The organism is Streptomyces sp. NPDC101151, assembly GCF_044768335.1.
Taxonomy (GTDB): domain Bacteria; phylum Actinomycetota; class Actinomycetes; order Streptomycetales; family Streptomycetaceae; genus Streptomyces.
In genome coordinates, this window is the sequence record NZ_JBIWPP010000001.1 from 632,464 (window position 1) to 654,203 (window position 21,740).

General features: G+C 70.0%; 21 protein-coding genes and 1 rRNA gene. 4 read left to right on the plus strand and 18 right to left on the minus strand.

What is annotated here, in order from left to right; all coding sequences use genetic code 11:
* Nucleotides 1-20: 20 nt before the first annotated feature.
* On the minus strand, nucleotides 21-1,364 hold the full coding sequence (locus tag ACIRU3_RS03020; RefSeq protein WP_404050437.1) for a helix-turn-helix domain-containing protein: 1,344 nt from the start codon (nucleotides 1,362-1,364) through the stop codon (nucleotides 21-23).
* A gap of 185 nt (nucleotides 1,365-1,549) precedes the next feature.
* Here ACIRU3_RS03020 and ACIRU3_RS03025 point away from each other — a divergent pair, with 185 nt between their 5' ends.
* Complete coding sequence (locus ACIRU3_RS03025) at nucleotides 1,550-2,305, plus strand: DUF4232 domain-containing protein (RefSeq protein ID WP_404050439.1); 756 nt, start codon at nucleotides 1,550-1,552, stop codon at nucleotides 2,303-2,305.
* 66 nt (nucleotides 2,306-2,371) lie between these two features.
* On the opposite strand, the gene ACIRU3_RS03030 is transcribed toward ACIRU3_RS03025, so the two are convergent.
* The 7 genes from ACIRU3_RS03030 to ACIRU3_RS03060 all read right to left on the minus strand — a co-directional run bounded on the left by ACIRU3_RS03030 (nucleotide 2,372) and on the right by ACIRU3_RS03060 (nucleotide 9,919).
* A complete protein-coding gene (locus tag ACIRU3_RS03030; protein ID WP_404050441.1) occupies nucleotides 2,372-2,725 on the minus strand; it encodes a DUF805 domain-containing protein in 354 nt (117 codons plus the stop codon).
* 264 nt (nucleotides 2,726-2,989) lie between these two features.
* Complete coding sequence (hemB, locus tag ACIRU3_RS03035) at nucleotides 2,990-3,982, minus strand: porphobilinogen synthase (protein ID WP_404050444.1); 993 nt, start codon at nucleotides 3,980-3,982, stop codon at nucleotides 2,990-2,992.
* Between the two features lie 212 nt (nucleotides 3,983-4,194).
* Entirely contained in the window at nucleotides 4,195-5,904 is a 1,710-nt protein-coding gene (locus ACIRU3_RS03040; RefSeq protein WP_404050446.1) for a uroporphyrinogen-III synthase, read from the minus strand.
* A complete protein-coding gene (gene hemC / locus ACIRU3_RS03045) occupies nucleotides 5,901-6,875 on the minus strand; it encodes a hydroxymethylbilane synthase (RefSeq protein ID WP_404050449.1) in 975 nt (324 codons plus the stop codon). Before hemC ends, ACIRU3_RS03040 begins: the two co-directional genes overlap by 4 nt.
* Nucleotides 6,872-8,620: a glutamyl-tRNA reductase gene (locus tag ACIRU3_RS03050; protein WP_404050451.1), complete on the minus strand. Its 1,749-nt coding sequence runs from the start codon at nucleotides 8,618-8,620 to the stop codon at nucleotides 6,872-6,874. The genes hemC and ACIRU3_RS03050 overlap by 4 nt, the downstream gene beginning before the upstream one ends.
* Nucleotides 8,617-9,381, minus strand: a complete 765-nt coding sequence (locus ACIRU3_RS03055; protein ID WP_404050453.1) for a redox-sensing transcriptional repressor Rex — start codon at nucleotides 9,379-9,381, stop codon at nucleotides 8,617-8,619. The genes ACIRU3_RS03050 and ACIRU3_RS03055 overlap by 4 nt, the downstream gene beginning before the upstream one ends.
* A 256-nt stretch (nucleotides 9,382-9,637) precedes the next feature.
* Complete coding sequence (locus tag ACIRU3_RS03060) at nucleotides 9,638-9,919, minus strand: glutaredoxin family protein (protein ID WP_404050456.1); 282 nt, start codon at nucleotides 9,917-9,919, stop codon at nucleotides 9,638-9,640.
* 94 nt (nucleotides 9,920-10,013) lie between these two features.
* Between ACIRU3_RS03060 and ACIRU3_RS03065 the strand changes: the two genes are divergently transcribed.
* From ACIRU3_RS03065 to ACIRU3_RS03075, 3 genes are all read left to right on the plus strand, one after another.
* Complete coding sequence (locus tag ACIRU3_RS03065) at nucleotides 10,014-10,934, plus strand: HAD family hydrolase (RefSeq protein WP_404050459.1); 921 nt, start codon at nucleotides 10,014-10,016, stop codon at nucleotides 10,932-10,934.
* Between the two features lie 358 nt (nucleotides 10,935-11,292).
* The gene (locus ACIRU3_RS03070) at nucleotides 11,293-12,063 is read left to right on the plus strand and encodes an ECF subfamily RNA polymerase sigma factor, BldN family (protein WP_404050461.1); all 771 of its coding nucleotides are present in this window, start codon (nucleotides 11,293-11,295) and stop codon (nucleotides 12,061-12,063) included.
* Nucleotides 12,064-12,298: 235 nt separating this feature from the next.
* Entirely contained in the window at nucleotides 12,299-13,522 is a 1,224-nt protein-coding gene (locus ACIRU3_RS03075; protein ID WP_404050464.1) for a DUF5667 domain-containing protein, read from the plus strand.
* 87 nt (nucleotides 13,523-13,609) lie between these two features.
* Here the strand turns inward: ACIRU3_RS03075 and ACIRU3_RS03080 are convergent, their stop codons facing one another.
* The 10 genes from ACIRU3_RS03080 to rrf form a co-directional block, all read right to left on the minus strand.
* Nucleotides 13,610-14,665 carry a lysophospholipid acyltransferase family protein gene (locus ACIRU3_RS03080; protein WP_404050466.1) on the minus strand — a complete coding sequence of 352 codons (1,056 nt, stop codon included), beginning with the start codon at nucleotides 14,663-14,665 and terminating at the stop codon, nucleotides 13,610-13,612.
* Between the two features lie 14 nt (nucleotides 14,666-14,679).
* A complete protein-coding gene (locus ACIRU3_RS03085) occupies nucleotides 14,680-15,741 on the minus strand; it encodes an NAD-dependent epimerase/dehydratase family protein (RefSeq protein WP_404050468.1) in 1,062 nt (353 codons plus the stop codon).
* Nucleotides 15,742-16,001: 260 nt separating this feature from the next.
* Nucleotides 16,002-16,100: a 30S ribosomal protein bS22 gene (locus ACIRU3_RS03090; RefSeq protein WP_003948845.1), complete on the minus strand. Its 99-nt coding sequence runs from the start codon at nucleotides 16,098-16,100 to the stop codon at nucleotides 16,002-16,004.
* A gap of 133 nt (nucleotides 16,101-16,233) precedes the next feature.
* Nucleotides 16,234-16,446 (minus strand): helix-turn-helix domain-containing protein, encoded by a 213-nt coding sequence (locus tag ACIRU3_RS03095; RefSeq protein ID WP_004984898.1) that lies wholly within the window; start codon nucleotides 16,444-16,446, stop codon nucleotides 16,234-16,236.
* Nucleotides 16,447-16,575: 129 nt separating this feature from the next.
* The gene (locus ACIRU3_RS03100; RefSeq protein WP_404050471.1) at nucleotides 16,576-17,391 is read right to left on the minus strand and encodes a phosphatase; all 816 of its coding nucleotides are present in this window, start codon (nucleotides 17,389-17,391) and stop codon (nucleotides 16,576-16,578) included.
* Nucleotides 17,392-17,489: 98 nt separating this feature from the next.
* A complete protein-coding gene (locus ACIRU3_RS03105) occupies nucleotides 17,490-18,662 on the minus strand; it encodes an acetoin utilization protein AcuC (protein ID WP_404050474.1) in 1,173 nt (390 codons plus the stop codon).
* Nucleotides 18,613-19,824, minus strand: a complete 1,212-nt coding sequence (locus tag ACIRU3_RS03110) for an MFS transporter (protein WP_404050476.1) — start codon at nucleotides 19,822-19,824, stop codon at nucleotides 18,613-18,615. Before ACIRU3_RS03110 ends, ACIRU3_RS03105 begins: the two co-directional genes overlap by 50 nt.
* Before the next feature lie 81 nt (nucleotides 19,825-19,905).
* Nucleotides 19,906-20,655: a VC0807 family protein gene (locus ACIRU3_RS03115; protein WP_404050479.1), complete on the minus strand. Its 750-nt coding sequence runs from the start codon at nucleotides 20,653-20,655 to the stop codon at nucleotides 19,906-19,908.
* Nucleotides 20,656-20,748: 93 nt separating this feature from the next.
* On the minus strand, nucleotides 20,749-21,393 hold the full coding sequence (locus ACIRU3_RS03120; RefSeq protein ID WP_404050481.1) for an HAD family hydrolase: 645 nt from the start codon (nucleotides 21,391-21,393) through the stop codon (nucleotides 20,749-20,751).
* A 71-nt stretch (nucleotides 21,394-21,464) separates the two neighbouring features.
* Nucleotides 21,465-21,581, minus strand: a 5S ribosomal RNA gene (rrf, locus tag ACIRU3_RS03125).
* Between the last annotated feature and the right edge of the window lie 159 nt (nucleotides 21,582-21,740).

The following is a 21,740-nucleotide window of genomic DNA, read 5'->3' on the forward strand; positions in this document are numbered from 1 at the left end:
CGTACTCCTCGGCCGCCCTCTCAGAACTTGGTGGTGCCCTCCTTGACCCACCCCGAGCCGCCCAGCGGGAACTCGTAGGCGGGCCGCCCGCTGTTTCCGCTCGTGCGGAACGGCCTGCCGTGGTCGTCCACGCGGAGCGTGCCGCGGCGTGAGCCGCTGGTCCAGGTCAGCTCCAGGTACCAGCTCACGTCGTACGCGGAGGCCTCGCCCCTGATGTGGAAGACCTCCGGGTCCGACTCGCTCACCTTGAACGGGAAGTCCCGGTGCCCCGCCTCGGGGACGACGGCGGGGCGTGCGGCGTCGAGGGCGGTGGTGAAGGAACGGGTCGGTACGCTGCCGCCGCAGCCGACACCCGGGTAGGCCATGACGTAGTCGTTCCACGCGAGCGGCGTGCGCTTGCCGGCCGTATGGACCGTCAGGCGATCCACCACCACGGTCTCCGTGCCGGTGCCCTGCACGGTGAGCGTGACCTCCTGCTCCCCCGAGGAGACGGCACCGTGCGCGGCCACCCAGGCGGTCGCCTGGCCCTCGGTCGGCGGTGGGGCCACCTGCGTCGGAGGCCGGTCGATCAAGTAACGCCCCTCGCAGGGGCTGTCCCAGGTGTACGCGCTGGTCGCCACCGTCAGCGGAGCGGCGTCGGAGGCGCTGCCGCCGGCCTGGGCCTTGTCCTTGCCGTCGGTCCGCGGCCGGCCCTCGGCCGACGCGGAGGGGGAGGCGGAGGACGGCGTCGAGACGGAAGCGGAGTCGGACGGCTCGGCGCGGGTGGGCGGGGCCGTCGGGGTGTGCCCGTCCGCCGCCGCGTGACCCGGCGTCGACGCCGCGACAGGACTGCCGTCCCCCTCGTCCGAGCCGTCCGAGGGCAACTGCAGCGCGAGGGCCGCGCCACCGAGAACGGCGACGACGACGATCCCGGCGACGAGAGCGGTGCGGGTACGTCGGCGCGGGCTCGCGAGGCTCGCGGGGTGCTCTTCGTCCGGCACGGGCGCAGGAGCCGACGGCGGGACCGCCTCGGACTCTGCCTCGGGCTCGGGCTCGGGCTCGGACTGGGGCGCGGACTCAGACTCGGACTCGGGCGCGGACTCGGACTCGGGCGCGGACCGCTCCCCCTTCCGCCCCCGCATCGCGTCCGCCAGCACCCACCGCCGGTGCAGCTCGACCAGTTCCTCCGGGGTGGCCTTGCAGAGCCGCGCCAGGCGTTCCACGGGCGCGTAGTCCGCCGGTACGGCGTCCCCGTTGCAGTACCTGTGCAAGGTCGACGTACTCATGTGGAGCCGCTTGGCGAGCGTGCCGTAGCTGTGCCCCGAGCGGTCCTTGAGCTGCCGCAGCAACTCCGCGAAACCGCTGCCGAAAGTGCTGTCAGACACCGTTTCTCCGTCCCCCCGCGTCCCGTTCCCGCGTTCCAGGGAAGGGGCGTTTCACCAGGTCAGAGCCAGTGGAACCGTTCCAGCGTCCCTGATCGTCAGCGGTCGGTGGCGGCCGGGACGCATCCCCCCACAGGCTGTTGGTCATCCAAGCACGACAACCGGCTCAGCCCGAAAGAGGACTTGCCATGCGTACCCGCCGATTCCGTCTGCTCGCCGCCACCGGCACCGCTCTCGCCGCCCTCGCCCTCACGGCGTGCAACGACGGCTCGGGGACCAAGGACGGCGGTGCGGCGCAGTCCTCCTCGACGGCGGCCACGACCACGGACGGCAAGGGCTCCGCGACGCCCACCGCCGGCGCGACGGCGGGTTCGGGCTCCGCTTCGGGCTCGTCCGCCTCCACCAAGGGCTCCTCGACGTCCTCGGGCTCGGGAACCTCGGGTTCCTCGGGCAACTCGGGTTCCTCGGGCTCGGGCTCCTCGTCGGGCGGCTCCTCGGACCCCTCGGCCCCGAAGAACCGTGTCCTGTGCAACGGCTCCAACACCCGGGTGACCGCACAGCCGGTGTCCCGGCCGCTCAACCACATGCTCATCACGGTCAAGAACACCGGCTCGAAGTACTGCGACCTGACCTACTACCCCGTCCTGCGCTTCGACGAGATGCAGTGGGTGCCGCAGGCCGACGAGGAGACCCACCCGCAGGCCGTGACGACCCTCGCGCCCGGCGAGTCCGGCTACGCGGCCGTCCTGCTCTCCTCCGCCGACGGAAGCGGCCAGGGCGGCACGACGGGCCACAAGCTGACCATCGGCTTCCAGGGCAAGACCCCCAACAGCAGCGGCGGCGCGTCCGCGACCCCGTCGCTGCCGGCCAAGGGCGTGTACTACGACAGCGCGCTGAAGGTCACCTACTGGCAGCAGAACCAGGACGACATCGCCGGCTGGTGAAAAGCGCCGAGGCCGCCCGGACCAACGGCCGGGCGGCCTCGGCACAGCGGATGCAGCGGCGCGGCATTACGCGAACGCCGGGGTCTCCTTCGGGTTCGGGCCGTACTTGTTCGCGCCGGCCTCGCTGTCCGAGCAGTAGAAGACCAGCAGCATGATCGAGCCGATGAGCGGGACGATCCCGATGAGGATCCACCAGCCGGAGCGGCCCGTGTCGTGCAGTCGGCGCACCGTCACGGCCAGGGCCGGCAGCAGGAACACCACGGCGATGCCCACGAGGTAGGGCACGTGGGCAGCCGCGCCGATGGCCACCAGCACGATGTAGATGAGCCACGTGAACAGCATGAACAGCCAGTACTCCTTGCGGCGCGCCCGCCCGCTGAATACCGCGTACTTCTTCAGAGCCTCGATGAACCAGCTCATGACATCCCCCCAGGGATCGACGTTCGGACCCTCCGGAACGGATCAGGCCAGGCGCAGAGATTAGGGGTTCGGCAGGAGCACGTCCTACGCAGGGCGGCCCGCCCCAAACATCGATTTCAGGACAGATCCGCCCATGATCACGATCTGTTCCCGCACCGGCCGCCGAACGTTCTCGGAACCGTGTTCGCTCCGTTGCCGAACCGAATGCGCACTGAATCCGGCCCGCCGCTCTTCCGGTACCGAAACGATCTCCAACCGTGTCCGTCAGCGCAGCTTCTGCGCCACTTCGGTCGCCCAGTAGGTGAGGACGTTCCGCGCCCCGGCCCGCTTGATACCGGTCAGCGTCTCGAGGATGGCCCGGTCGCGGTCGATCCAGCCCTTCTCAGCGGCGGCCTCGATCATCGAGTACTCGCCGGAGATCTGGTAGGCGGCGACGGGCACGTCCACGCTGTCGGCGACCCGGGCCAGGATGTCGAGGTAGGGTCCGGCCGGCTTGACCATCACCATGTCGGCGCCCTCGGCCAGGTCCAGCTCCAGCTCCCGCAGCGACTCGCGCCAGTTGGCCGGGTCCTGCTGGTAGGTCTTCCGGTCGCCCTCGAGCGAGGAGGCGACGGCCTCCCGGAAGGGACCGTAGAAGGCGGAGGAGTACTTGACGGTGTAGGCGAGGATGGCGACGTCCTCGCGGCCGATCTGGTCGAGCGCATCGCGGATGACGCCGATCTGGCCGTCCATCATCCCGCTCGGCCCGACCACATGGGCGCCGGCGTCGGCCTGCACCTGGGCCATCTCGGCGTACCGCTCCAGGGTGGCGTCGTTGTCGACCCGTCCCTGGGCGTCGAGCACCCCGCAGTGCCCGTGATCGGTCGTCTCGTCGAGACAGAGATCGGACATGACGAGCAGGTCGTCCCCGACCTCGGCCCGCACATCGCGCAGAGCGACCTGGAGAATCCCGTCCGGATCGGTCCCGGGCGTGCCCAGCGCGTCCTTCTTGCCGTCCTCCGGCACGCCGAACAGCATGATCCCGGAGATCCCGGCCTCGACGGCCTCCGCCGCGGCCTTCTTCAGGCTGTCCCGCGTGTGCTGCACGACCCCGGGCATGGCCGCGACCGGCACCGGCTCGCTGACGCCCTCCCGGACGAACGCCGGAAGGATGAAGTCGGCGGGATGCAGCCGCGTCTCGGCGACCATCCGCCGCATGACGGGCGAGGTCCGCAGCCGCCGGGGACGCGCACCGGGAAACGATCCGTACTTCGTCATGACGTCTACGCTACGCCCGCACGCCCCCCGCCTTTGCCGACGCCCTGTCGGGCCGGAAAGGCCGCACGCCTCCCCCTCGTTCCACGCGGACGGAACACCGGCATGGCCGCCGCATCCGGGCCGGCCGAGCAATCCACCCGCCCACTTCTCGGCCGACGGCTTCGAGTGGACGGGTGGGAAACGGGGTCCAGGGGGCACAGCCCCCTGGCACCTCAGGTGGTCGAACGGCGTCTACGGGCCCCCGGCCGACGCTCACTGGGCCGAGTCACCGGATCCCCGGCCTCCAGCGCGGAAGCCCGCCGCTTCAGACCGAAGTCGGCCAACGCCTCGGCCAGCTTGTGCACGGACGGCTCGGGAGCCATCACATCCACCCGCAGACCGTGCTCCTCGGCCGTCTTGGCCGTGGCCGGGCCGATGCACGCGATCACCGTGACGTTGTGCGGCTTGCCCGCGATACCCACCAGGTTCCGGACAGTCGAAGACGACGTGAACAGCACCGCGTCGAAGCCGCCCCCCTTGATCGCCTCACGCGTCTCCGCCGGCGGCGGCGAGGCCCGCACGGTGCGGTAGGCCGTGACGTCGTCGACCTCCCAGCCCAGCTCGATGAGTCCGGCGACCAGCGTCTCGGTCGCGATGTCGGCGCGGGGCAGGAACACCCGGTCGATCGGGTCGAAGACGGGGTCGTACGGCGGCCAGTCCTCCAGCAGACCCGCGGCCGACTGCTCACCCGAGGGCACCAGATCCGGCTTCACGCCGAAGGCGACCAGCGCCTTGGCCGTCTGCTCGCCCACCGCGGCCACCTTGATGCCCGCGAAGGCACGTGCGTCGAGCCCGTACTCCTCGAACTTCTCGCGAACGGCCTTCACCGCGTTGACGGACGTGAAGGCGATCCACTCGTACCGGCCCGTCACCAGGCCCTTGACGGCACGTTCCATCTGCTGGGGCGTGCGCGGCGGCTCGACGGCGATCGTCGGAACCTCGTGCGGCACGGCACCGTAGGACCGCAGCTGGTCGGAGAGCGAGGCCGCCTGCTCCTTCGTACGCGGCACGAGCACCTTCCAGCCGAACAGCGGCTTGGACTCGAACCACGACAGCTGGTCGCGCTGGGCGGCGGCGGAACGCTCGCCGACCACGGCTATCACCGGCCGGCCGCCATCGGGCGAGGGCAGCACCTTCGCCTGCTTCAGCGTCTGCGCGATCGTGCCGAGGGTCGCCGTCCAGGTCCGCTGACGGGTCGTCGTACCGGCGACGGTGACCGTCAGCGGGGTGTCCGGCTTGCGTCCGGCGGAGACCAGCTCGCCCGCGGCAGCCGCGACGGAGTCCAGTGTCGTCGACACGACCACCGTGCCGTCGGAGGCACCCACCTCCGTCCAGCAGCGGTCGGAGGCGGTTCGGGCGTCCACGAACCGGACGTCCGCGCCCTGCGCGTCCCGCAGCGGCACACCCGCATAGGCGGGTACGCCGACCGCGGCCGCCACACCCGGTACCACCTCGAAGGGCACACCGGCGGCGACGCAGGCGAGCATTTCCTCGGCGGCGTACGTATCAAGTCCCGGGTCCCCGGACACCGCACGGACGACCCGCCTGCCGCTCCGGGCAGCCTCCATGACAAGATGAGCGGCATCCCGGGCAGCAGCCGGGACAGCGGCGGTTGTTGACGCGCCGTCAACGACTGTCAGCTGGGGCGTGCCTGTGCCCGGAAGCGGATCCGAGGAGGAGACCGCATCCGTGGGCACGACGGAGACGCCCTGCCGCGCGTGCGTCCGGATCATGTCGAGCACCTCGTGCTCGGCGATCAGGACGTCCGCGTTCGACAGCGCCTCCACGGCGCGCAGAGTCAGCAGTCCCGGATCCCCGGGTCCGGCACCGAGGAAGGTGACGTGCCCGTGTTCCGGACCGGCGGGAAGGGTGGTGGGGCTCAATGTGCTCGCTCCCCCATCAGACCGGCCGCGCCCTGGGCGAGCATCTCGGTGGCGAGTTCGCGACCGAGTGCCATCGCCTGGTCATGCGTGTGGGGCACGGGACCGGTGGTGGACAGCTGCACCATGCGGGTGCCGTCGGTCGTGCCGACGACGCCCCGCAGGCGCATTTCCTTGACAATCTGCCCGGCGGCCAGAAGGTCGGCCAGCGCGCCCACAGGGGCGCTGCAACCGGCCTCCAGGGCGGCGAGCAGTGACCGTTCGGCGGTGACGGCGACCCGCGTGAACGGGTCGTCGAGTGCGCCGAGTGCCGCGATGAGGTCCGCGTTGTCCGCGGCACACTCGATCGCCAGGGCCCCCTGGCCGGGGGCGGGCAAAACCGTGTCGACCGACAGGAACTCGGTGACCTCGTCGATCCGGCCGATCCGGTTCAGTCCGGCGGCGGCCAGCACGACGGCGTCCAGGGCGCCGTCGCGGACGTATCCGATCCGCGTGTCGACGTTGCCGCGGATCGGGACCGTCTCAATGTCCAGACCGTGGATGCGCGCGTACGCGTTCAGCTGCGCCATGCGGCGCGGCGAACCGGTGCCTATGCGGGCAGCCACCTTCGGGGAGGACGCCGCCAGGTCGGTGAACTTCAGCGCGTCCCGGGCGACGATCACGTCCCGCGGGTCCTCGCGCACCGGTACGGCGGCCAGCACCAGTTCCTCGGGCTGCGTGGTCGGGAGGTCCTTGAGCGAATGAACCGCGAAGTCCACCTCGCCCTTGACCAGCGCGTCGCGCAGCGCCGTGACGAACACACCGGTGCCGCCGATCTGCGCGAGCGCCTCGCGGGAGACATCGCCGTACGTGGTGATCTCGACCAGCTCGACGGGCCGGCCGGTCACCCGGCTCACGGCGTCCGCCACCTGCCCGGACTGGGCCATGGCGAGCTTGCTCCGCCTCGTCCCCAGTCTCAAAGCCTTCTCAGTCATGCCGGTCGGTCCTTCTTGTCTGTGCTGTCCTCGGCCCGGAAGACGGCAGCCACCGTCTCGGGATCGAGGTCGAACAGGGTGCGCAGCGCGTCCGCGTACCCGGCGCCGCCGGGCTCGGCCGCGAGCTGCTTGACCCTTACGGTCGGCGCGTGCAGCAGCTTGTCGACGACTCGGTGCACGGCCTGCCGGATCTCGCCCCGCTGGCGTTCGTCCAGGTCGGGCAGGCGGCCGTCGAGCCGCGCGATCTCACCCGCGACGACGTCGGCGGCCATGGTGCGCAGCGCGACCACGGTCGGCGTGATGTGCGCCGCCCGCTGTGCCGCGCCGAAGGCCGCGACCTCGTCGGAGACGATACGCCGGACCTGGTCCACATCGGCCGCCATCGGAGCGTCCGCCGAGGCCTCGGCCAGGGACTCGATGTCCACCAGCCGCACCCCGGCCAGCCGGTGCGCAGCCGCGTCGATGTCGCGGGGCATGGCCAGGTCGAGGAGGAACAGGGCCGGGGCCGGACGCGGGATCACGGCGACCGGCTCGGGCTTGCGGCGCTCGGGGATGCGGCCGACCGTGGCGGCGGTCGCGGCGAGCGCCGTGATCAGCTCGGCGTCGGCCTCGGGGCTGCGCCGGGCGTCCCCCCCTGCCTGGACGGCGTGGGAGCCACCCCCACCACGGCGGTCCACGGTGCCGTTGTCGACCCAGGCCGCGTGCTGCTCCAGGGTGGCCGCGTCCATACCGGCCACGGCGGCCTCGCCGAGCACGGAGAAACCGGTCGCACCCTGTACGGAGGCCAGGTCCAGCGGGCAGTTCTCCTCGGCGGCGGCGCCGGCGGGCGGCAGTTGCGTCTTCGGCGCGTCCTGTACGGCCGTACGACCGCTTTCGGCGACGCCCGCGACGGACTGCTCCACGGTGCGGCCCTCGGTCGCGTGTGCGACCGCCTCCGCCGTCAGCACCAGCCCCGTCGCCCCGGTGCAGGAGACGACGACGTCGGCACGTGTCAGCTCGTCCGGCACGGCATCCATCCGTACCGCGCGGGCGGCCACCGCCGTCTCGTCGCCCTCCGTCAGGATCTGCGCGAGGCGCTCGGCACGGTCGAAGGTGCGGTTGGCGACGACGATCTCGGCCACTCCGGTACGCGCGAGCGTCGCGGCGGCCAGGGACGACATCGATCCGGCGCCGATGACCAGCGCCCTGCGGCCCGCGGCCCATTCCTGGACGTCCCCGCCCGCGGCCAGCTGCTCCAGGCCGAAGGTGACCAGGGACTGTCCGGCCCGGTCGATGCCGGTCTCGGAGTGGGCCCGCTTGCCGACGCGCAGGGCCTGCTGGAACAGGTCGTTCAGCAGCTTGCCGGCGGTGTGCAGCTCCTGGGCGCGGGCGAGGGAGTCCTTGATCTGGCCGAGGATCTGCCCCTCGCCGACGACCATCGAGTCCAGACCGCAGGCCACCGAGAACAGGTGGTGGACGGCCCGGTCCTCGTAGTGCACGTAGAGGTAGGGAGTCAGCTCTTCCAGGCCGACGCCGCTGTGCTGGGCGAGCAGCGTGGACAGCTCGGCGACACCGGCGTGGAACTTGTCCACGTCGGCGTACAGCTCGATGCGGTTGCAGGTGGCGAGCACCGCGGCCTCGGTGGCCGGCTCGGCGGCGACCGTGTCCTGGAGCAGCTTGATCTGGGCGTCCGCGGTCAGCGCGGCCCGCTCCAGCACGCTGACCGGGGCGCTGCGGTGGCTCAGTCCGACGACGAGGAGACTCATGCCGGCATCACGGCGGGTACGTCCCCGTCGGGCCCCTGGTCGGCGGAGTCCTCGCGGGCGGCGGCCGCGGGCAGCGGGTCGCCGGCCGCCGCGGTCTCCTCGCCGGCCTTGCGCTGCTCGTGGAAGGCGAGGATCTGCAGCTCGATGGAGAGGTCGACCTTGCGCACGTCGACGCCGTCCGGGACGGTCAGCACGGTCGGCGCGAAGTTCAGGATGGAGGTCACACCGGCGGCCACGAGCCGGTCGCAGACCTGCTGGGCGGCACCGGCGGGGGTGGCGATGACGCCGATGGAGACCCCGTTGTCCTTGATGATCTTCTCGAGGTCGTCGGTGTGCTGGACGGGGATGCCCGCGACCGGCTTTCCGGCCATCGCCGGGTCGGCGTCGATCAGCGCGGCCACCCGGAAACCACGGGAGGCGAACCCGCCGTAGTTGGCCAGGGCGGCGCCGAGGTTACCGATACCGACGATCACAACCGGCCAGTCCTGGGTCAGGCCGAGTTCACGGGAGATCTGGTAGACGAGATACTCCACGTCGTAGCCGACACCGCGCGTTCCGTAGGAGCCCAGGTACGAGAAGTCCTTGCGCAGCTTGGCGGAGTTGACCCCCGCCGCCGCGGCCAGCTCCTCGGAGGAGACCGTGGGTACCGAGCGCTCCGACAGTGCGGTCAGGGCACGGAGGTACAGCGGAAGCCTGGCGACGGTGGCCTCGGGAATCCCTCGGCTACGGGTCGCCGGTCGGTGTGTTCGGCCAGTTGCCACGGTGCTCCTGCGGGTAGAGCGGGGCTGCAGGCGGTCATACGTCCCCAGACCGCCCCGTCGACAGCAGGCTATGTCTTTGTGAACGCGTGCACAAAGATGGTGTCCGATTTGCCCGGCCAACGTGACCGGGGTCACGCACGTCGCTCGTGGGTCCTTCCGGGCCCTTCCTGGGGGCAAAACCGCCACACTCCTCGTGAATCCCGCCCCCGAGACCAAACCGCCGTCGATCCTAAGGGACGTCCGGCCCGTCGTTGTACTACTCGGTCAGTTCCTTGCGGAGGCGGCCCTCGTCCACCCGCCAGAAGGTGTGCTGACGGCCGTCGACGAGGACCACGGGGATCTGCTCCCAGTACCGGTCGTACAGTTCCTTGTCCTGGGTGATGTCCTTCTGTTCCCAGGGAACGCCGAGTTCGCCGCAGACCTTCTCGATCACGGTCTGCGCGTCGTCGCACAGATGGCAGCCGGGCTTGCGGATGAGCGTGACCAACCGCTCCTCGGGAGCGGCCTTACGCCGGAAGAGGGGACTCATGTCGGCCATTCTCGCGCTTCTTTAACGACCCGGTCGCGGAGAGTTCACACCCTTCAAACCTCCGGACTCCGGAACCTCCGAACAAACTGGCTATGCTCACGTCATGGCCGCTCTCGGATGGCTCACTCCCCGTAGGCGCTCCGCCACGGCGCGGAGCGTGTTGGCAGGCGAGGCCTCGGCGGAGGCAGCCCGCAAGTCCTCGCAGGAAGCTACGCAGGTCGCAGAGCAGGAACCGGACTTCCCGGTCATCGGCGACGACCGCGCCGCCGCCTTCTTCGACCTCGACAACACCGTGATGCAGGGTGCCGCGCTGTTCCACTTCGGACGGGGCCTGTACAAGCGGAAATTCTTCGAGACGCGCGACCTGGCCAAATTCGCCTGGCAGCAGGCGTGGTTCCGGCTGGCCGGCGTCGAGGACCCCGATCACATGCAGGACGTGCGCGAATCGGCCCTCTCCATCGTCAAGGGCCACCGCGTCGCCGAACTGTCGACGATCGGCGAGGAGATCTACGACGAGTACATGGCCGACCGCATCTGGCCGGGCACCCGGGCCCTCGCCCAGGCCCACCTGGACGCGGGCCAGAAGGTGTGGCTGGTCACGGCGGCACCGGTCGAGATCGCCCAGGTGATCGCCCGCCGCCTCGGCCTGACCGGCGCGCTCGGCACGGTGGCCGAGTCGGTCGACGGCGTCTACACGGGCAAGCTGGTGGGCGAACCCCTGCACGGCCCGGCCAAGGCGGAGGCGGTACGCGCCCTGGCCGCCGCCGAGGGCCTGGACCTCTCCCGCTGCGCCGCCTACAGCGACAGCCACAACGACATCCCCATGCTCTGCCTGGTCGGGCACCCCTACGCGATCAACCCCGACGCCAAACTGCGCAAACACGCCCGGGAAAAGGACTGGCGTCTACGCGACTACCGCACCGGCCGCAAGGCCGCGAAGGTCGGCATCCCGGCGGCGGCGGGCGTGGGCGCGGTCGCCGGCGGCACCGCGGCGGCGATCGCACTGAGCCGACGTCGTCGGTAACCGTCGTCCCTCATGACAGATGGGCCCGTGCCGCTCCGGAGCGGCACGGGCCCATCTGTCATGTGCCCACCGATGCCGAAACGTGTCGTCTGCCGCCGGATTATGCCGCCCTCCCCCCAACACGCCCCCCACTTCGCCGAAACCCACCCTTTTTCGATCAACAACCGATCACTCTGCGGCACTTGATAGGGCGTCAATCGGATACAGATGCGACGCAATCGATGATTTGAGCAACTCGGTGTAGCAGGGCCTGCACGAAGCGTTATTCTCCTCAGACGCAAACCGGTACCTCTCCGTCGCTACGACGGGTGAACAGTTCCGCACTGCACGTGCTGGAAGCTCTGCCTCTGGGAGTCCCGTGTACCCACACGTCGGGGTTGACGCCTCGGGCCTGGCTACGCTGCGCGCAACGGTCAAAGAGACGCTGCGCGGCCTCGTCCCCACCGCGTACGCCGTCCCCGCCTTCGCCACCGCCGCACCCCTCGGCCCGTGCTACGCACTGGCCGAGGGCAGCGCGGCGGTCGGCAGACGCAGCCGCGCCACCGGCGCGGCCACCGCCCGCCGGCCGGCCGCCGACAGCGACAGCGCCCGGATGATGGATCTTGTCGAGCGCGCCCAGTCCGGGGAGGCCGAGGCCTTCGGCCGGCTCTACGACCAGTACAGCGACACGGTGTACCGGTACATCTACTATCGGGTCGGCGGCAAGGCGACCGCCGAGGACCTCACGAGCGAGACCTTTCTGCGGGCGCTCAGGAGGATCGGCACCTTCACCTGGCAGGGCCGCGACTTCGGCGCCTGGCTGGTGACGATCGCCCGGAACCTCGTCGCCGACCACTTCAAGTCCAGCCGATTCCGCCTGGAGGTCACCACCGGTGAGATGCTCGACGCCAATGAGGTCGAGCGCTCCCCGGAGGACTCCGTCCTGGAGTCCCTCTCCAACGCCGCACTGCTCGACGCCGTGCGCCGGCTCAACCCCCAGCAGCAGGAGTGTGTGACGCTCCGCTTCCTCCAGGGCCTCTCGGTCGCCGAGACCGCCCGCGTGATGGGCAAGAACGAGGGCGCCATCAAGACCCTCCAGTACCGGGCCGTGCGCACGCTCGCCCGGCTCCTGCCGGACGACGCCCGCTGAACCCCGCCACCGTGGGCGACAGCCAACTCACGGTCCGTAAACGCTCGTTGCCTTTCTGACCCGATCATCCGCCGTCCGTAACCCAAGTGCCGAGCCGCTCGTTGTGCGGGATACAGGCTCCCTGTGGTCGCGCCCTGGCCAACCCCGATCGCTCGATCGTGTGAACTGGTCGTGGGCGTGCAACCCTCAGGACCCCCTGGGGAGTCGACCGTCATGACGAGAGGAGGTGCCGCCAGTGATCGCGAACGTATCGGCGCACCGGCGGGCGAACGCCTTCGCCCAGGCCCTGGAGGAGCAGTCCGACCGGGACACGGCGGCCGAGCAGTCCGCAGCGGCGGCGGGTTCGCCGCCGACCGCCGAGGAACAGACCGAGCAGGGCAGACTGTTGGCCCTCACGGTCGGCCTCGGCGCACTGCCGAGGCCGAAGCTCGACCCGGAGGTCAAGGTCGTCCAGCGCGCCCAGCTGGTGGCCGCGATGGAGGCCATGCTCCTGGAGGGAACCGGGGCGGTGGATGCGCCGGTGCCCGGGCAGCGTGCCCGTGGCAGGGGGGCGCACCGGGCGAGCCCACTGGGCAAACTCCGGCCGCGTTCGAGACTGACCAAGGGGCTCGCCGCGGGCGGGCTCAGCGTCGGCGTGGCCGCGGGAGCCTTCGGCGGGGTCGCGTCCGCGAGTTCCGACGCACTGCCCGGCGACTCGCTGTACGGCCTGAAGCGCGGCATCGAGGACTTCAAGCTCAACTACTTGAGCGACGGGGACGACGAGCGCGGCCAGACCTACCTCGACCAGGCCTCCACCCGGCTGAGCGAGGCCCGTCGGCTGATGGAGCGCGGCCGCGGCGGCGAGCTCGACCACGAGTCCATCGGCGAGATCCGCCGCACCCTGTCCGGCATGCGGCACGACGTGACCGAAGGCCACCGCCTGCTGCACGAGGCCTATGAGCGCGACCCCGGCTCCCTGGGCCCCATCCAGGCCCTCTCCACCTTCTCCCGGTCCCACCGCGAGGCGTGGAGCGCGCTGAGCAACAGGCTGCCGGTGCAACTGGGAGACGTCAAACAGCAGGTGTCGTCGGTTTTCGACGCCATAGACCAAGAGGTCGCCCCGCTGCAGTCGCTGCTCCCGCAGCCGCCCGCCCAGACCGGCGGCACCCCACGGGGCTCCGGCTCGGCATCCACCGGCTCCTCCGGCACCCACCGCTCCTCGGCGCCCAGCTCCGGCAACACCCCGTCCTCCGGCAAGCACACGGGCTCCGGCAGCCCCAGCGGTTCGGCCACCGGAGACAGCGGGGAGGGCCTGATCGGAGGCAACACGGGCGGTCTGCTCGACCCGCCGAAGATCGGCTCCGACGCCGGCTCCCCGTCCACCAGCAAGTCCCCGACGAGCGAGCCGAACGTCACCCTCCCGCCGCTCCTCCCGGGCCTGCTGCCCGGCCTGGGCATCGACGGCGAGGACGCCAACTAGCGCCGTACGGACAAGGCAACGGGGGCGCCCCTTTCCGAGCAGGGGCCGCCCCCGTTGCCGTACCACCGGACCGGTCGACCGAACCGGTCAGAAGAACACCGACCGCCGTTGCACCAGCAGCTTGTAGAGCGTGTGCTGGATCTGCTCGCGGACCTGGTCGGTCAGGTTGAACATCAGCATCGGATCCTCGGCCGCCTCCGGCGGATATCCGTCCGTGGGGATCGGCTCGCCGAACTGGATCGTCCACTTGGTGGGCAGCGGGATCGCCCCGAGCGGGCCCAGCCACGGGAAGGTCGGCGTCAGCGGGAAGTACGGGAAGCCCAGCACCCGGGCGAGGGTCTTGGAGTTGCCGATCATCGGGTAGATCTCCTCGGCCCCGACGATCGAGCACGGGATGATCGGCGCGCCCTGGCGCAGGGCGGTGGAGACGAAACCGCCACGGCCGAAGCGCTGGAGCTTGTAGCGCTCGCTGAACGGCTTCCCGATGCCCTTGAAGCCCTCCGGCATCACCCCGACCAGCTCGCCCTGCGCCAGCAGCCGTTCGGCGTCCTCGGCACAGGCGAGGGTGTGCCCCAGCTTGCGGGCGAGTTCGTTGACCACCGGCAGCACGAAGACCAGGTCGGCCGCGAGGAGGCGCAGATGGCGGTCGGCCGGGTGCTGGTCGTGCACGGCGACCTGCATCATCAGGCCGTCCAGCGGCAGCGTCCCGGAGTGGTTGGCGACGATCAGCGCCCCGCCCTCGGCCGGGATGTTCTCGATGCCCTTCACCTCGACCCGGAAGTACTTCTCGTACACCGGCCGCAGCAGCGACATCAGGACCTGGTCGGTCAGTTCCTCGTCGTAACCGAAGTCGTCGACCTCGTAGTCACCGGTGAGCCGGCGGCGCAGGAAAGCCAGGCCGCTCGCGATGCGCCGTTCCAGCCCGCCGTCGGCCTGCGGCCCGGCAGGCGGCTGTTCCTCACCCGTCACAGAGACATCATCCTGCGGAACGGCCCTGGTGGGCAGGGCCTGGACCTCCCGGACCGGGGCCGGCTCGCCACCCCCGCCGCGCCTGCTGCCCGCGCTCCGGCGCCGCGACGGCCGCTGGGCGGCGCTCCCGCGGGACCGGTCGTCGTCGAACGGAATGACCTTGGCGTCCGCCATCGTTGCTGCGCTCCTCAGTTGGCGCTCTGCGTCGGGAGGTGCCCGCTGCCCTTCGCGGCAAGCGCGGCGATCCGGTCGACGGCCCCCGTGAGGGCCTCCGGCGGCAGCAGCCCGGGGCCCTGGCTGCGCGCGAAGTCCGCGAACGTCTCCGCCGTCGTGTATTTGGGCTGGAACCCCAGCGTCTCGCGCATCTGGTCCGTGGCCACCACCCGGCCGTGCGTGAGCAGCCGGATCTGCTCCGGCGAGAAGTCCGTCATGCCCAGCGTACGCACCAGGGAACCGGCCCAGGTGACCGCCGGCAGCAGCAACGGCACGATGGGCCGCCCGAGCCGCCGCGAGCACTGCGAGAGCAGCAGCACGCCGTCACCGGCGATGTTGAACGTGCCGCTGTTCAAAGTGCCCCGGCGCGGGTCGTGGGAGGCGATCCGCAGCACCTCGATGACGTCGTCCTCGTGCGCGAACTGGAGCCGGGGGTCGTAGCCGAACACGGTCGGCAGGACGGGCAGTGCGAAGTACGAGGCGAGCGGGGTGTCCGCGGTCGGCCCGAGGATGTTGGCGAAGCGCAGTACGCACACGGCGACGTCCGGCCGCCGCCGGGCGAATCCGCGCACATACCCCTCGACCTCCACCGTGTCCTTCGCGAACCCGCCGCTGGGCAGCGACTTGGGCGGGGTCGTCTCGGTGAACACGGCCGGATCACGCGGCGCGGACCCGTACACATTCGTACTGGACTTCACCACCAGCCGCTGCACGGTCGGCGACTTCTGGCAGGCGCCGAGCAGCTGCATGGTGCCGATGACGTTGGTCTCCTTGACCGTGGCCCGGTTGCCGCCGCCCAGCGCGGTGCCGGTCACGTCCATGTGGACGACCGTGTCGGCGCCCGTCTCGGCGAGCACCCGGGCGATGGTGGGCTGTCTGATGTCGGCCTGGATGAAGTCGGCCCCGCCCAGATGGTGCGCCGGCGGCACCGCATCCACGGCGATCACCCGATCCACCTCGGGGTCACGTTGGATCCGCCGCACGAACCGGCCGCCCAGCTGCCGGGCCACTCCGGTGACGAGCACGACCTTCCCCAAGATCAGCGCCTTCCTTCCCGATCTCGTGCAAAACCCTGATCCCAGCCCGCGTTCCCCGTGTGCGGCCAACTTAGCGGGTCGATGTTGCGCTGTGATGACCGCCCGCTGCACGAGGTGACGGAAATTCCACACTCGGTATATGCCGATGACGCCATATACCGATGACGCCGAGGCGCCGGCGGACGTGCGCGGGCGGACATGCCTGTGGCCCCCCATCCTTCCGGACGGGGGGCCACAGGGACACGCTCTCGCGGCGCCGCTTACTTCTTGTTGCGGCGCTGAACGCGCGTGCGCTTGAGCAGCTTGCGGTGCTTCTTCTTGGCCATCCGCTTGCGCCGCTTCTTGATAACAGAGCCCACGACTACCCTCGCTCACTTCTCATCACTCGGTTGTTTGGGCGCCATGGGCCCACACGACCTACGAGGGGCTAGCCTACCCGCCCGAGCGCCGAGGTCGTAATCGAGGGGTCCTCCGGGGTTCCCGGAAGCGTCGTCAGGCCGTCTCCACCCCCACATAACTCTCGCGAAGGTACTCGTGTACCGCTTGCTCCGGGACGCGGAAGGACCGCCCCACCCGGATCGCGGGCAGATGACCACTGTGCACCAGCCGGTACACGGTCATCTTCGACACTCGCATCACCGAGGCGACCTCCGCCACGGTAAGGAACTGAACCTCGTTCAGAGGCCTCTCGCCAGCTGCAGCCATGACACACCTGAACCTTCCGCACTCGACGGCCACCGGCTTCCCCTTCCGGTGACTCTTCGTCGTTGCGTGCTCACTCCCCAGACTAGGGGCGGGTGATGCAAGTGGGGAAGAGGTGCACCCATCAGCGGCCTACTGTGACAGACACGCTCGATTGAGTACGTAGCGGGTAAGCGGCCAGTAGTAATCAGACCGCACAGCGTCATCAACCGGAACGGCGACGGACACGACTCCCTCCGCCTCCCCCACAAAGAGCGCGGGGTCATCCGTATCCGCCAGACCAATGGCCTCAAACCCGAGCTGACCTGCACCGCAGACCCAGCCATGGTCACCGATCACCAGCTCGGGCAGCGGCCCGCCGGCATCGGCGGCGGCCGCCAGGGCGACCCGAACCGGCAGCGGCGAATGACAGTGCGCACCCGGCTCACAACCGGGGCGCTCGCCCTCCGGTTCCCGCACCAAGGCAACACCTCGTACGTAGTCCAGGTAGTACGTACGTAGACCGAACCGGGTCAATATGTCGACACAGTGACCCTGCGCGGGGGTGAGCACCTCACACCCTGCCGCCGACAGCGCGTCCGCCAAGCCGCCGTAGAACCCGAGCAGCCGATGCGGATGCCCGGTGCCGAGCAGCACGGGCGCACCCCGCCGCGCCGCACTCCGGATCCGCTCCGCGAAGGCATCCAACGCGGCCAGCGTGAGCTCCGGATCGATCACATCCGGCCCGGACCTGTACATCGGATCGGCCGAAACCCCGCACTTCTCCGCCATCAGGGCGAGCAAATCGCGCTGCTCCCAGGCCCATTCGGGATCGATCCCGAGCAACACACGCGGATCCCGGGCAGCGAACAGCCGATAGCTACGGAGACTGTCCTCCCGAGAGGTCGCAACCTCCCCGGCAAGCCGGACAGCCACCAGATGCGCACGGAGGCCATCGGCGGTCAACACGGGTGCGATGGTGACTCATCGAGCAGGGCGAAGGAGGCAGAACGGGGGAACACCGCACGGTTGGCCTAACGCGGTTGCCGGGCACTCTCACCAGCGGCTCAGGGCAGCAGGCCCCGCAACGGAAACGCAGCCCGCCGAGTGGCCAGTACGGCCTGATCGAGCCGATCAGCAGGGTCGTAGCCGGACTCCCAGTCGGCGTACTCCACGGGCCACCGCCCGTCCGTCATCCGCTGCGGCCCCAGCTGCCGGGTCCGGGCGAACACCTCCTGCCGCCACCCCTCGGGAATCACCGTCTCAGGAGCGACCTGCCGCCCCGCGGCGATCCCCACCAGATGAGTCCACGACCGGGGCACCACATCCACCACCGCGTAGCCCCCGCCCCCCAACGCGACCCACTTCCCGTCCGCGTACGCGTGCGCCAACTCATGACAGGCCACCTGCACAGCCCGCTGCGCATCGAGCGACACGGCAAGATGCGCCAGCGGATCCTCGAAGTGCGTATCGGCTCCGTGCTGCGACACCACCACCTGCGGCCGGAACTCCGCGAGCAGCTCCGGCACCACCGCATGAAACGCCCGCAGCCAGCCCGCATCCCCGGTCCCCGCCGGCAGCGCCACGTTCACGGCCGCCCCCTCGCCCGCCCCGGCCCCGGTCTCCTCCGGCCACCCGGTCTGCGGGAACAACGTACGAGGATGCTCGTGCAGCGAAATCGTCAGCACCCGCGGGTCCTCCCAGAACGCCGCCTGCACCCCGTCCCCGTGATGCACATCGACATCCACGTACGCGACCCGCTCGGCCCCCAGCTCCAGCAGCCGCGCGATGGCCAGGGACGCGTCGTTGTAGATACAGAACCCCGACGCACCACCGGGCATCGCATGATGCAGCCCACCCGCGAAGTTGACGGCATGCAGCGCGTCCCCCCGCCACACCGCCTCCGCCGCCCCCACCGACTGCCCCGCGATCAGCGCCGACACCTCGTGCATCCCGGCGAACGCGGGATCGTCCACCGTACCGAGCCCGTACGACCCGTCGGCCGACCCCGGATCCGCCGACGCGGCCTTCACGGCGTCGATGTAGTCCTCGCGGTGGACCAGCTGCAGCGTCGACTCCCCGGCCGGCTTCGCCGCGACGACCTCCACCTCCCGGTCGAGCCCGAAGGCACCCACCAGCTTCCGGGTCAGCTCCAGCCGGACCGGATCCATCGGATGGTCCGGGCCGAAGTCATAGCCCGTTACTGCCTCGTCCCACATCAGCTGTGCGCGGCCGCTCATGCCCGTCACCGTATCGGTCCGGTTGAGCCGCGAACGACCTGGCGTACACCAACGTCACCAGCACCAACACCATCGGCACGAGCATGGCGCCCCGATAGCTCCAGGCATCCCCGAGCGCCCCCACCAACGGCGAACCGATCAGGAAACCGACATAGTTGAAGATGTTGAGCCGGGCGATCGCCGCATCCGAAGCCCCGGGGAACAGCCGCCCCGCCGCCGCGAACGTCTGCGGCACCAGCACACACAGCCCCAGCCCCAACAGGGTGAACCCGAGCATCCCCACCCCCGCGTCGGGCGCCACGGACACCACCGCGAACCCACCGGCCGCCACGAACGCCCCGAGCCGCACGACCGCGGCCGCCCCGAACCGCCGCACCCCGAAGTCCCCGATTGCCCGCCCCACCAGCGTGGTCACCATGTAGACGTTGTACGGCACCGTCGCCAGCTGCTCCGAACTCCCCAGCACGTCCTTCAGATACTTCGCACTCCAGTTGGAGACCGTCGAGTCCCCGATGTAGGCGAAGGTCATCACCAGGCACAGCGGGAGCAGCAGCTTGAAGACGACAGTCCCGCCCTGGCGGGCCTGCTCCTGCACCGGTGCCGGATCCCCGTCGACGTACCACCGGCTCCCGATCAGCGTCGCCGGCAGCAGCACGGCCACCAGAGGGAGATACGACACCCACAGCGCGAGATGCCAGTGCGCCCCGACCCAGGCGAGCGAGGCCCCGACGATCCCGCCCAGGCTGTAGGCGGCGTGGAAGCTCAGCATGATGCTGCGCCCGTACGTCCGCTGCAGGCTCACCCCGAGCATGTTCATGGAGGCGTCCAGCGCGCCCACGGCCAGCCCGAACGCGGCCAGGGCCAGACCCAGCTCGCCCATCACCCCGCCCGCCCCGACCCCGAGCAGCGCCAGCAGCACCACCGGCTGGGACCAGCGCAGCAGCCGACTGGGCCGGACCCGCTTCACCAGTTGCTCGGTCGTCACACTGCCGACCCCGGCGAGGATCGGTACGGCGGCCAGGAACACAGGCAGCAACGCGTCGGAGATGCCGTACCGGTCCTGGATGGCCGGGATCCGCGTCACCAGCAGGGCGAAGGTGGCCCCTTGCGCGAAGAAGCTGAACGCCAGCGAGGCCCTACCGCGCCGCAGCACATCAGTCATGGCGGCGAGCGTAGGGCCCCGGGCTACCTGTGGGTAGATCCAGCCAAAGATGAATTTCCTTCAGCTTTGCCGAGCGGAGGATCAGGCGGCGACGGTGACCGCGAGCGACGCGGCCTTGTCCGACGCGGCCTTGTCCTCGGCCTCGGCGATGAGCATCTTCTCCATCGGCCCGACGGCCGCGCCGCCGCTGATCACGATGGCGATCGCGATCGAACCGATCATGATGACCGTGCCGAGCCACACCATGGTGTCCACGGAGACGGTGTAGGCGCCCACGACCCGCACGATGCACTCGGCGAGCAGAACCGCACCCCAGACGGCGGAGAACACCCGCTCCTTGCGCCGGAAGGCCGCGGAGTCGGCCGCCGCCCCGGAGGCCAGCCGCTGCCAGGCGGCCTCCTTGGCCGCGTCCCCCTTCACCAGGAAGGGCTTCATGCCCGCGGTCATCATCGGCCTACCGAGCCAGACGGAGACCAGGATCCCGATGCCGACCGTGCTGCTGACCCCGCTGTCCTTGGCGAGCATCAGCCGCGGGTCACCGGAGACGAAGCTCATCAGCAGCGAGACCACGTTGACCACCAGGATGAGCCCGGCAAGTCCGTTGGTCCTGCGCTCCTTGACCAGACCCCACACGGTCCGCAGCGCCGGCACCACGCTGCTCCAGGCGAGCGCCGCGAAGGTGCTCATCCCGATGCCGTCCTTGAGCAGGTAGTACGAGCCGAGCGGCACCGCCACGTCCACGAGCAGCGGCCTGAAGTTGTCCAGCACGCTCGGGTTCTGCTTCTTGCTCTGGCTCTGGCTCTGGCTCTGGGTCCCCGTGTTCTTCGTCATGCCCTCAGCTTCGCCGCTGGACGGGGTCCCCCAGTAGAAACGATCGTCCGGACGTCTGCATGACAAATGTCAGGCCTCGACCGATGGCTCAGGTCATACCAGCAGGTCAGCCAACTCCCCCATAGCGGAGAAGAGTTGGTTGGCCCCCGTGAGCCGAGCCGCCGGCGTCATCGCGGTGAACCCGTACACATCCATCCCGGCCGCCACGGCTGCCTGCACACCCAGCGGAGAGTCCTCTACGACCACGCACCGCTCCGGGGCGACACCCATCCGCTCGGCCGCGTACAGGAAGAGATCGGGCGCCGGCTTGCCGCGCCCCACATCCTGCGAGCTGAAGACCTTCTCTTCCGCGAACCACCGGTCCAGTCCGGTCGTCCGGTGCCCCACCCGGATCCGCTCGTGGCTCCCGGAGGAGGCGACACAGTACGGCACCCCGTCCGCGGCCAGCTTCTCCAGCACGTCGCCGACGCCGGCCACCGGCTTCAACTCCCGCTCGAACGCGGCGAACACCCGTGCATGGAAGACATCGTCGAAGTCAGCGGGCAGCCGCTCCCCGGTCCGCTCCAGGACGAGCTCGTGGATCCGGTGCATCGCCGACCCCATGTAGTCCCGGATGGAGTCCTCGTACGACGTCGGGTGCCCCAACTCCGTGAGATAGGCGGCCAACAGCCGGTTGGAGATCGGCTCGCTGTCCACCAGGACACCGTCGTTGTCGAAGATGATCAGGTCATAGCGCATACCTAGACCCTAAAGGACCCGGAAAGCAGAAAACCCCCGCATCTTTCGATGCGGGGGTTTTCCCAAAATTTGTTCGGCGGCGTCCTACTCTCCCACAGGGTCCCCCCTGCAGTACCATCGGCGCTGTGAGGCTTAGCTTCCGGGTTCGGAATGTAACCGGGCGTTTCCCTCACGCTATGACCACCGAAACACTATGAAACTGTGAACGCCACACCACCTTTTACAGTGGGGCTGTTCGTGGTTTCAGAACCAACACAGTGAACGCGAGCATCAATGGACAAGCCCTCGGCCTATTAGTACCAGTCAACTCCACCCGTTACCAGGCTTCCATATCTGGCCTATCAACC

What these genes read in the sequence shown, in the direction of transcription:
- ACIRU3_RS03060 (WP_404050456.1), bottom strand. Translation starts at nt 9,919, where the DNA reads ATGGCCGACATGAGTCCCCTCTTCCGGCGTAAGGCCGCTCCCGAGGAG.
- ACIRU3_RS03115 (WP_404050479.1), bottom strand. Translation starts at nt 20,655, where the DNA reads ATGACGAAGAACACGGGGACCCAGAGCCAGAGCCAGAGCCAGAGCAAG.
- ACIRU3_RS03050 (WP_404050451.1), bottom strand. Translation starts at nt 8,620, where the DNA reads ATGAGTCTCCTCGTCGTCGGACTGAGCCACCGCAGCGCCCCGGTCAGC.
- ACIRU3_RS03080 (WP_404050466.1), bottom strand. Translation starts at nt 14,665, where the DNA reads ATGGCGGACGCCAAGGTCATTCCGTTCGACGACGACCGGTCCCGCGGG.
- ACIRU3_RS03095 (WP_004984898.1), bottom strand. Translation starts at nt 16,446, where the DNA reads ATGGCTGCAGCTGGCGAGAGGCCTCTGAACGAGGTTCAGTTCCTTACC.
- ACIRU3_RS03105 (WP_404050474.1), bottom strand. Translation starts at nt 18,662, where the DNA reads ATGAGCGGCCGCGCACAGCTGATGTGGGACGAGGCAGTAACGGGCTAT.
- hemC (WP_404050449.1), bottom strand. Translation starts at nt 6,875, where the DNA reads ATGACTGAGAAGGCTTTGAGACTGGGGACGAGGCGGAGCAAGCTCGCC.
- ACIRU3_RS03110 (WP_404050476.1), bottom strand. Translation starts at nt 19,824, where the DNA reads ATGACTGATGTGCTGCGGCGCGGTAGGGCCTCGCTGGCGTTCAGCTTC.
- ACIRU3_RS03025 (WP_404050439.1), top strand. Translation starts at nt 1,550, where the DNA reads ATGCGTACCCGCCGATTCCGTCTGCTCGCCGCCACCGGCACCGCTCTC.
- hemB (WP_404050444.1), bottom strand. Translation starts at nt 3,982, where the DNA reads ATGACGAAGTACGGATCGTTTCCCGGTGCGCGTCCCCGGCGGCTGCGG.
- ACIRU3_RS03120 (WP_404050481.1), bottom strand. Translation starts at nt 21,393, where the DNA reads ATGCGCTATGACCTGATCATCTTCGACAACGACGGTGTCCTGGTGGAC.
- ACIRU3_RS03030 (WP_404050441.1), bottom strand. Translation starts at nt 2,725, where the DNA reads ATGAGCTGGTTCATCGAGGCTCTGAAGAAGTACGCGGTATTCAGCGGG.
- ACIRU3_RS03065 (WP_404050459.1), top strand. Translation starts at nt 10,014, where the DNA reads ATGGCCGCTCTCGGATGGCTCACTCCCCGTAGGCGCTCCGCCACGGCG.